The sequence below is a fragment of the Rugamonas brunnea genome (assembly GCF_014042345.1).
In the GTDB taxonomy this organism is placed as follows: Bacteria; Pseudomonadota; Gammaproteobacteria; order Burkholderiales; family Burkholderiaceae_D; genus Rugamonas; species Rugamonas brunnea.
In genome coordinates this window covers 1-234 of sequence record NZ_JACEZT010000081.1, presented here as the reverse complement: position 1 = coordinate 234, position 234 = coordinate 1, and the positions used below count along the sequence as shown (strand labels likewise).

The 234-nt window shown below is 50.0% G+C and carries 1 rRNA gene; it reads right to left on the bottom strand.

What is annotated here, in order from left to right:
• Positions 1 to 234: ribosomal RNA gene (locus tag H3H37_RS25580) — 23S ribosomal RNA — on the bottom strand; the annotation flags it as partial.

Below are 234 nucleotides of genomic sequence, written 5' to 3'. Positions count from 1 at the left end.
TCTCGTGTCCCGCCCTACTTGTCGTACGCTTAGTACCACCGCTCTGATTTCGTGTACGGGGCTATCACCCGCTATGGCTCCTGTTTCCAAAGGATTCCACTATCAGCTCGACTATCACGTACAGGCTCTTCCCATTTCGCTCGCCACTACTTTGGGAATCTCGGTTGATTTATTTTCCTGCAGCTACTTAGATGTTTCAGTTCGCCGCGTTCGCTTTGCATGCCTATGTATTCA